General features: G+C 53.4%; 1 protein-coding gene. It reads left to right on the forward strand.

Translation table 11 applies throughout. From position 1 onward, the window contains the following. Positions 1-2,060, forward strand: a 2,060-nt coding sequence (locus FJM67_RS17230; RefSeq protein ID WP_181161549.1) for an Ig-like domain-containing protein, incomplete at both ends; no start/stop codon positions are given.

Genomic DNA, 2,060 nt, shown 5'->3' on the forward strand with positions numbered 1-2,060 from the left:
TCAACACCCCTACCGTTAAAGGTAAGGGTGAAGTGGGTGCCGAAGTCACCGTCACTGTGGATAGCCAAACCAAAACCACGACTGTGGATGACAATGGCGACTGGTCAATCCAGCTGGATCAACTGGCGGATGGGAACTGGACGGTTAACGCTACTCTAACGGATAAAGCGGGTAATACCACCTCAACGATCAGCACCAGCTTCACCGTGGATACGGTAACGACGGTCTCCGGTGCCATGAGTGCGGACAGTGATAAAGGCTTCTTGAACACTGACGAGATCACCAACGTTACCACGCCGTTCTTTAATGGCACCGGTGAGGCGGGTGCTGAGATCGTTTTAAGCATTAATAGTAAAACCTACACCACCACCGTCGGTAGCGATGGCAACTGGTCGGTGCAGGTGACGGATGCCTTGCCAGAAGGCAATCATGCTTACACCATTACCGCCACGGATAAGGCGGGCAATACAGCTACCGATAGCGGCACTGCGAAGATTGACCTGACCGAGCCCCAGAACTTTACTGGTGGTTTGGATACGGCCAGTGATACTGGTACCAGCAACACGGACAAGCTAACCAACGACACCACGCCAACCTTTACTGGCACGGGTGAAGTCGGTTCTAAAGTCACTTTGACCCTAGATGGAGCTTCTAAGACGGTCACGGTGGATGATCAAGGCAACTGGTCGATTACGCCAGATGCGGCATTGACCACGGCAGGGGATTACAACTACACCCTATTGGCGACGGATATTGCTGGCAATACTAAGCAGATCAGCGATAGCTTTGAGCTGGATTTAGTGTCAGAGCTAACGGGTCGTTTGGATGCGGCCAGTGATGTGGGCTTTGCCAACGATGATAATGTGACCAATGTGACCACGCCGATCTTTAGCGGCGCGGCAGAAGCCGGTTCGGTCGTGACCTTGACCATTAATGGTAAGGACTACAGCACCACGGTTGCCGACGGCCAAACCACTTGGTCGATCCAAGTGACGGATGCTCTACCCAACAGTGCGGGTACGGATTATCCTTACACCATTAATGCCGTGGATTACGCGGGCAACAATGCAACGCCTGTGACGGGCACCATCAAGGTGGATACCTCGATCCCAACACCGTTTACCGGTGGCTTAGCGCAAACCGCAGCCAGCGATACGGGTCGAGCAGACGATGACACCATCACCAACAACCAAACCCCTACCTTTACTGGGACAGTGGAAGAAGGTGCTAAAGTCACCCTGAAGATCAATAACGCTGAATACCAAGCGACGGTTACCGGTACAACATGGTCTTACACCTTGCAAACAGGTCAAGAACTGCCTGCCAACGGTCCCTTGAGCTACACCATCGAAGCGCAAGATCAAGCGGGTAATATCAGCACCCTAAACCGCACCATTACCCTCGACACCACAGATCCGTCGGTGGATAGCCGTTTAGCGGCGGAGAGTGACAGCGGTGTGTCCAACAGCGATAACTTAACTAAGGACACCACGCCAACGATTAAAGGCACCAGTGATCCACTGGCGGATATCGAAGTCACCTTCGCGAGTACCAATAATACTTACACCGTTCGTGCTGACGGCGATGGCAACTGGTCGATTACCGTACCAGAAGCAGAGAAGTTAGCAGAAGGCGAACAAGCCTATACGGTGAAAGCCACCGATGTGGCGGGTAATACCACCACTATTAACGGTGCTGCCTTCGAGGTAGATACCACTGCGCCTGAGAACTTTACGGCTGGACTTGATGCTCAGAGCGACAGTGCCGATGCCCGTAATACAAACGGCACCAACAGTGACGGCATTACCAGTGATACTTCCCCTACTTTAACGGGCACCGTCGAAGCTGGTTCCACGGTCAAAGTGACGATTGCGGGCAGCACTTACGGCGCGACCGTAAACGGTACGACGTGGACATTAACTTTACCAACCCTAGCTCAAGGAGAGTACAGCTACAGCGCCGTTGCTACCGATGCCGCGGGCAACAGTACGGATCCAGTAACGGGCGACTTCACCATCGATACCGCGGTGAGCACCTTTACCGGTGCCTTACAAGCCGCT

Source organism: Maribrevibacterium harenarium, assembly GCF_006385675.1.
Taxonomy (GTDB): domain Bacteria; phylum Pseudomonadota; class Gammaproteobacteria; order Pseudomonadales; family Marinomonadaceae; genus Marinomonas; species Marinomonas harenarium.